Here is a 7,359-nt window from a genome sequence, read left to right as displayed (position 1 = left end):
CGTCGTCGGCCCGACGCCTACACGCTCGCCAACCACGCGCGTCGAGAGCCCAGCCTCAAGGCTCAATCTCACAATCTCGCGCACCTGGCGCATGATAACCCTCCTCGTCGGCATCCAATTCTCCAAGCTGCTTCCAGCCAGAGAAATGGCCAACGATCAGGCCTCACACCATCCGAAACTGCGCGCGATCAAGTCGGAATGCTGCGCGGAGAATGCTCGGAACGCCGCGCGCGATCATTTCGGAACCCTGCGCGCCATCAACTCGGTACGGTGCGCGCGATGACCTCGGAATCGGCACATTGAGGTCGACTTCGGCCAATGTCTCGCCAGGCTTGCTCCGCCTGGGGGGCGGCGGCTCGTGCTTAGTGCAATCGACCACCAATTTCGTGAAAGGCACGATGTCGAGGCCGCCGCTCGCATCCTCGAGCGCCCTCATGTATTCGTCGCGCCGGTCGACGGGAACGATGGTCCAGGGAATTCCCGCCGACGCGAGCATCGAGTTCATGATGAAACGGCCGGTGCGCCCGTTGCCGTCGGGCAGGGGATGGATGAACGTGAAGACGAAATGCCCAAGGATCGCGCGCACGCGCGGATCTTGTTCGGCATTCAGACATTCGAAGAACGATTCCATCGCGTCCGGCACGGTTTCCCAGTTCACGGGCGTGTGTCTGGAGCCGCGGATATGCAGAAAGTGCTGTCGGTACCCCGCCATATTCTCCGGCTTGACGATGCCGACTGCCAACGACGGCTGAAAGAGAGCGCGATACCAATTGAGGTGTTCGCGCTCGACGACTTCCTCCGCGGATTCGGCGTCGAGAATGCGGGCGACCGCGGCGCGTACTTGTTGGAACGCGTCCCAATATCCCTTGGCGGCAAGCGCGTCGCGTTGCTGCCGGTCGTCCGCGTCGCCGTCCGGATTCCAAGATCCCTGTCGGACCTTTTCGATGAGTTGCTCGGTGACCGTGTAGCCCTCGATCGACAACGAATGGTACGCGTCCGAGGTGTACCGATCGTCGATGGATGCCAGGTATCCGTCGCGATCGTTGATCCTTCGGGGCTCGACGTCGAAGTTCTGCAGTACCTTATCGCGCATCTCCGCCCACATCAGTTTCACGCGGGTCGCGATGGGAGACACCGGGCGGGTGACGGATAGCTGCGTGGTCATGGGGCTCTTGAAGGGATCGGCGTCCTCCCGGACTTCGTGTCCGGCGCGCTTCATGGTGGCGACGATTTCGTCCGCTGCGCGCGCGTTTCCCAGAAGCCTGTAGGCACCCGCCAACCGGCCTGCCGCGAGCACGTAGCCTCCGGCCAACAGGACATTCAGGATCGTGGTGGTGCCTCTGATCGAGCCGAGCAGGGCGATGACGTCGTTCTTGTTGTTCTGCCAGAACGTGGGCGAAGCCAAGCATAAAGCGTCCGCCTGCGAAAAGGCGCGCATACCTGCGACCTCGACGGTCGACGTTGGAAGCTTCGGCACTCTGAGCAAGTACAGAGAATTGTTGTGCAGCAGATCGAGCCGTTGATTGTTCGCGGCCGGCGAATGCACGACGACCTGGGGCGGGACGTTCAAATTCTCCGCATGGAGGACGATCGAAGCTTCGGGAGATACCACCCAGTTCTTGTCGAACCGGTCGTCGAGGTACGCCCGGCAGAACTGCCAGAAGGACGAATACCATGAGGTCGTGTCGCCGGGCTTCTCGCCGGGACGGACCATCATGACCCATCCTCGGATGATCTCGCTCAGAAATCCCGCTTCCGATAGCCGTTCGCGGTCGGCCCGACCCAGCTCGGCGAGTTTGAAGACCCGCCTATCGCCGTTTTTGCTGAGTTCGCGCAGATTGCTCAGAGAGCCCGCGAGTTTTTCGTTGAGGCTCGCCATGCGATTTTCTCCCAGGGGCGGTTGCGGTGATCATCGCCACGCATTTGATGACGTCGGCTCACACTAGTTTCATGTCGTCCAATTACACTAGATTTGCGCTGTTCGGTTACGCTACTTTCGCGTCGTTTATTTACAATAATCTGGCGTCGTATGAAAACACTAATCTAACGCCGTATAATTGCACTACTTTCGCGCCACTTCGCTAATTTAGTGACGAGCCTGCACAAGCCGTTGTAATTTCTGTTGTATTGTCATTTTCCGGTTGCTGACACATTGGTGCTATCGAAACAGGCTCGCCGAGAATTTTCTGGACCTTCTTGTAAATGTCACACTATGTGATACATATTGGAACCATGACGGACAGGATACGGCCAGATTTAAAGATAGCTTTGTTCAGTGAGGAGACGACGGTCTCCCCGCCGACCACCCAGGCCGCCGTATTCCTCAGCCACAACGATCGCGACCACCGGCACGCCGCCGACTTGGCGCGGCTCATCGCGGTGCTGACCGTCGACGGAACGCTGGGAAAGAAACACTTCTGGTCGACCATCAGTCATTCCGACATTAAGCCGTCGTCGCTGCTGGTGTCTGAAAAAGCCGAGGTCTGCGGCGTCGCCCGTGCCGCAGCCACGCCGTTCTGGCGCGAGCACGCGCAAATCGACGAAGCGTACATTTCGCGCAAGAAGATCGATGCCATCCGCGACGAGGTCATCGACCTCTGCAAGAGCATCCTGCCGAGTCCGGTCATCGTCGCCGGACATCACGATTTCCCGGAAAACGCTCCTGCGGAGCCAGATTCGGACCTGTACTTTTGTCTCCACCACGAGATCGAGCACGTGCATCTGTCCGAGGCGGATGTCCAGCGCATCGAGCTCGCTGTCAAGCAAGCCATCGAAAAGCGCGTCCGCCTCGTCCAGAGGTTCGTCTTCAAATGGACCCGCGCATACCCGTGCGACGACGACGCGGTGCGCGTCGCGATCCACAGCTACCGCGTTAGAACCGGGATTTCTCCTCCTGGGATCGACCCGAACCGGACGACCTTTTCGTCCAGCTCAGCATCGATCTCTATCTCCGAGGAGAACTACCATGCATACGTTCGCAGACCAGCGAACAGAGGACGTTTACAGCGGCCGACATCGTACGGATGTGCCCGCAAGCGTCGCAGCCAGAGCCGCCAGGCAAATCGACATCCTGCTCGCAGCCGACAAGCTCGAGGACTGTCGAATTGCGGGACACGGACGCATCGCAAAGCGTCGCAACACTACGCCGCCCACCTTCTGCTGCAACACCGAAGGCCGGTGGTGGGTGACGTTCCAATGGCAGCATGAGAAGGCTGTCGACATCGCGCTTGAAGACACTGGCTAAGACCATCGAGGCCGACATGACCGAACGACGACCGACAAATCCGGGTGAGGTGCTCCGCGAGGATTTCCTCACCCCGAGCGAAATCACTCAGGACCAACTCGCGGAAGCGATGGGCGTGTCGCGCTTTCGCGTCAACGAAATCGTCAACGGCAAGCGGGCGATTACCGCCGAGACCGCGATCCTGCTGAGCAAGGCGCTCGGCACGTCGGCGAAATTGTGGATGAACCTGCAGATGGCTGTCGATCTGTTCGACGCCGAAAAGAAACTGGGCGGCGCGGCCGATGCGGTTCGCTGCCTAGTGCCGGCGACCGATTTCATAACGGAAACGCCGGCCTAACCGACCCGCTGCGCCGAAATCGCGCGGCGGCGAGGTTGGCCTCGGACCGGACTCATTTCGCGGTGGATCCAAAGCGGCTTCGGCGGCCTGATCGACGCGTTCGAGCCAGATGAGCTCCAGCGCGTCGCGGGGCGCCCTTCGGAATGTCGTCGAAGGACGCGCATCAAGCCCCCCGCGGCCGCCGAGAGCACCTTTCTCTTTGATGCCGCCGACGCACCAGGCCACGCGGGGAAATCTCGCCGGTCATGGCGGCGTCTTTCCACACGGTTCTGTTGGTCAGCAGCGAGGTGAGCGCCGTGAACATCGTGAGCCGTGGGCAATCTACAATTATTGGTAGGTCCGCAAAGTGCGGTGAGCATCCGAGATGCCGGCGGCAAAGAGACGGACAGTGAAGTACCGGGCAGGTCTTGGATCGAAATGGAGGGTCTCTATTCAATAGTTTAACCGCGGATACAGGCCTTGTATGAAAACCTTTCGCTGCTTCCATCGACACGATTGGCCCAGAAGCATTTTGAGCCGAAGTCCGCGCTCCTGACGCTGAAGTGAGTGATGCCTATCCCCATCTTCGTAGTCGCATCCGGGTGGAGCGCCAGTGCTGCAAGCAGTACCTCGGCATCGCCCGCGCTGACTTTGTCTCCAACATCATACTTATGAAGCATTGCATTCAAAAACCCGGCGGCATCTCCCTTCTTACTGAAGTGATGAGGGCCATTGTAACCGGCCTTTTGACCATAAAAATCTCCCAATCAATATTAGGATGTTGACGTGGCAGCTCCTGCGTTGCCCTCAGGCAGCAGTTTGGCGCGAATCTCACGCAGGATGATGGCCGGAATGTCCGTGCCCTCGAACTGAGCGTCGCGTTCTCTTACCCAAGAAATGCATTCTTCCTTATTGAGGTCATCTCTTGCGATCTTTTCGTACAGCGCAACAGCGCTCACGCGCGATAATCCGAGCTCGATCAGCGGGAGTAAGGTCCGCGAAGAAACGCCGAACTCGAGCTGCGTTCCTATATCGACATCACCATCGATGAGGTCTTCCCGCCCTAATGCAACTAGGTGCATATTGAGAACGTCGACATAGACGGACAAATACTTCGGCGCCGAAATGGCCGTCGGCACCGTGATAGTGCATGCGTGAGTCAATTTTCAGATCCATCTTGCACAGGACCTGCGGCAGTTTGAGAAACCGCTCCGCCAGCAGGAAGAGCAGCATCTCACCGCCTTCGCCAGTCTTAGCGAGGTCTGTAAACGATCGGCGAGCCTGCTCGACGAGCGCCGTGACGGCCTCGGTGCTGTTGAATTTGGTGTCGCGCGCCTTTGCCTTGGCGAGCTGGGAACGCGCGATCGCGTAATCGGCAACTGCATCGCGCATGAATTCCGCGAGACGACGGCTGTATGCGTCCGTTGCCGTCGACAGTGAGGCAGTCACAGTGAATCTTGACCTGGCATCCGTCGATGATGACGTCGCGTTCAACGAGGGACAGATGAACATCCAGAGCTTCGGGATCACCGGAGAGCGCAGCTGCCAGATCGGCTGCGGTGATGCTTGACAGAAATGCCTCCCTTCCTAGTTCCGTGGTCTTCGTTGTCCCCGCTTCAAAAGCTTAAGCGAGGTTAGGCGGCAGAGGACGCTGTGGTCCCCATTAGACTCACCTGTCGAATATCGCATTGGTTAGTTGGGCCGTGAAGGGGCAATTTATGCGAGTGCAAAAAAGCTCGGGATCGGAAGAACTTAGCCCGATCGAGCCGGCCTACCTGCAGAGACGGTGAACGTTTTTCAGGATGTTTAGGGGGAGAGACGACTTTTCGCATGGTAAGGTAAGATTTCGAGTTGCGGCCTTTTTGGTGAAGGAAATTCGAGTTCGGAGAAGGTTTTTCAGGGGATCATAGGTGAGCGTGCAATTTTCAGGTTCGGTGAGCGTTTTTCACGACAGGAGGCTGCCCGAGCCGGCCGTCCCGGCGGGCTATGCCGCCCTCATCGATGCCTACAAGCTGCCGGTGCCGGTCCCCCGAACCCTTTCGGCCATTGGCACCAAGCATCGCATCATCGAGCAGGAAGGCTGCGCATCTACACGCCCCGCCATGCTCCCGAGGCCTCGCTTGAGGGTCACCTGACTTTTGCCCTCAAGAACGAGGGGCTGGACCTTGCCGTGCTGAAGCGGCTTTTCCTTGCGGTGAAGGAAGGCGAAATCGCGGAGCTTGTCCGGCAGAAGCCGACCGGCATATACACCCGCCGCATCTGGTTTTTGTACGAGTGGCTGCTCGGCCAGCAGCTGAAGCTGCCAGCCGCCGATAAGGTCTCGTATGTGGACGCCGTCGATACCGATATCCAGTTCGGCGGCGCCGGCCAGAACTCAGCGCGACATCGCGTTCGCAATAACCTGCCCGGCACGCCGGAGTTCTGTCCGCTCGTGTTCAGAACAACCACCCTGAATGAGTTCATCACGCAGGACTTGAAGGAGCGTGCGCGCGCTGTCGTGAGCGAATTGCCGAAGGATTTGCTTGCGCGCACAGCTGCGCTTCTCCTGCTGAAGGATTCAAAGTCAAGCTACGTCATCGAGGGGGAAAGGCCGCCCCAGGACCGTATACAACGATGGGGCCGCGCCATTGGCGAGGCCGGACGCGCGCCGCTAGATGTACAGGAGTTTTTGCGGCTTCAGGGCATCGTGATCGGCGATGAGCGTTTCGTGAGACTCGGCTTCCGGCAGGAAGGCGGCTTCGTCGGCGAGCACGACCGCGATACGCAGCGGCCTATCCCGGACCATATCAGCGCGCGGCATGAAGACATCGCCTCTCTCATGGCGGGGCTGATCGCGTTTGATCATGCCGCAGAGAGCGAAATCGATCCCGTTATCGCGGCGGCGGTTCTAGCCTTCGGCTTTGTCTATATCCATCCATTCGAGGACGGCAACGGACGCCTCCATCGATACCTGATGCATCACGTTCTTGCGCGTCGCGGATTCAATCCGACCGGGGTACATTTCCCGGTGTCGTCGGCCATTCTCGACCGGATCACCGAGTACAAGAGTGTGCTGGAGAGCTATTCGGGCAGGCTACTTCCCTGCATTCAGTGGGAAGCGACCCCCGAAAATAATGTGAACGTTCTGAACGACACCGCCGATTTTTACCGTTTCTTCGACGCGACCCCCCATGCGGAATTTCTATACGAATGCGTACGGCAGACGATTGAACAGGACCTGCCGAACGAGACAAATTTCCTTCGCAACTTTGACACCTTCCGCGCGGGCATCGAGAACATGATCGACATGCCGGAGCGGATGCTGAACAATCTTTTCGGCTCTCTACGGCAAAACGAGGGGAAGCTTTCGAAGCGAGCGAGAGAGAACGAGTTTGCCCAACTTACAGCTGACGAAGTGGGGAAGATCGAAGAGCTTTACCGATCCTCATTCTTGGAAGATGGCCGCGAGGCTGCCTTGTGAGCGCCGCCTCGCTTCGACGTCGCAGGTAGTTCGCCATGGCGAAGGCATCAGCAAAGAACGCCATGCCACCGATTTAGCAGTGCAGATCGGCTTTGCTGCGCGGTTGGATCTGGATGAGCTGGAGGCCGAAACGCTCAGCTTCTTCGTGGACGACGAGGCCATGTTAGGCGACCCGTTCGCGGAAGACGCGCACCTGCGAGCGATCCACACAGAGGCGCTCCAAGAACCGGGGCTTTTCTCGTCCCGGCCTCGCGCACATCGGATCGCTGGATTTCCTTTTCGTCCGAATTGTTTCCCCGCGTGGTGGCCACACGGGGGGACATGCCGGCGCAGGCGGTG

At 58.9% G+C, this 7,359-nt stretch carries 7 protein-coding genes and 1 pseudogene; 3 read left to right on the top strand and 5 right to left on the bottom strand.

Features of this window, described 5'->3' with window-relative positions; translation table 11 throughout:
• Positions 1–163: 163 nt before the first annotated feature.
• Positions 164–1,879, bottom strand: a complete 1,716-nt coding sequence (locus HZZ16_RS32790) for a Fic family protein (protein ID WP_197954410.1) — start codon at positions 1,877–1,879, stop codon at positions 164–166.
• A gap of 389 nt (positions 1,880–2,268) precedes the next feature.
• On the opposite strand from HZZ16_RS32790, the gene HZZ16_RS32785 reads away from it, so the two are divergent.
• Positions 2,269–3,207 (top strand): hypothetical protein, encoded by a 939-nt coding sequence (locus tag HZZ16_RS32785; RefSeq protein WP_197954408.1) that lies wholly within the window; start codon positions 2,269–2,271, stop codon positions 3,205–3,207.
• Between the two features lie 20 nt (positions 3,208–3,227).
• Positions 3,228–3,581 (top strand): HigA family addiction module antitoxin, encoded by a 354-nt coding sequence (locus HZZ16_RS32780; RefSeq protein ID WP_197954407.1) that lies wholly within the window; start codon positions 3,228–3,230, stop codon positions 3,579–3,581.
• Positions 3,582–3,769: 188 nt separating this feature from the next.
• On the opposite strand, the pseudogene HZZ16_RS38485 reads toward HZZ16_RS32780, so the two are convergent.
• The 4 genes and pseudogenes from HZZ16_RS38485 to HZZ16_RS37695 all read right to left on the bottom strand — a co-directional run.
• Positions 3,770–3,891, bottom strand: a pseudogene (locus HZZ16_RS38485) (S16 family serine protease); the annotation flags it as partial.
• A gap of 130 nt (positions 3,892–4,021) precedes the next feature.
• Positions 4,022–4,327 (bottom strand): DCL family protein, encoded by a 306-nt coding sequence (locus tag HZZ16_RS32770; protein WP_246510586.1) that lies wholly within the window; start codon positions 4,325–4,327, stop codon positions 4,022–4,024.
• 6 nt (positions 4,328–4,333) lie between these two features.
• The gene (locus HZZ16_RS37700) at positions 4,334–4,519 is read right to left on the bottom strand and encodes a hypothetical protein (protein ID WP_246510584.1); all 186 of its coding nucleotides are present in this window, start codon (positions 4,517–4,519) and stop codon (positions 4,334–4,336) included.
• Between the two features lie 79 nt (positions 4,520–4,598).
• Positions 4,599–5,009, bottom strand: coding sequence for a HamA C-terminal domain-containing protein (locus HZZ16_RS37695; RefSeq protein WP_311974437.1), 411 nt, complete (start codon positions 5,007–5,009; stop codon positions 4,599–4,601).
• Positions 5,010–5,730: 721 nt separating this feature from the next.
• Here HZZ16_RS37695 and HZZ16_RS32755 point away from each other — a divergent pair.
• Positions 5,731–7,020 (top strand): Fic family protein, encoded by a 1,290-nt coding sequence (locus tag HZZ16_RS32755; RefSeq protein ID WP_311974436.1) that lies wholly within the window; start codon positions 5,731–5,733, stop codon positions 7,018–7,020.
• The last annotated feature ends 339 nt before the right edge of the window (positions 7,021–7,359 follow it).

It is taken from the genome of Bradyrhizobium glycinis (assembly GCF_016031655.1).
GTDB classification, from domain to species: Bacteria; Pseudomonadota; Alphaproteobacteria; order Rhizobiales; family Xanthobacteraceae; genus Bradyrhizobium; species Bradyrhizobium glycinis.
This window is presented reverse-complemented; position numbering and strand designations above follow the sequence as displayed.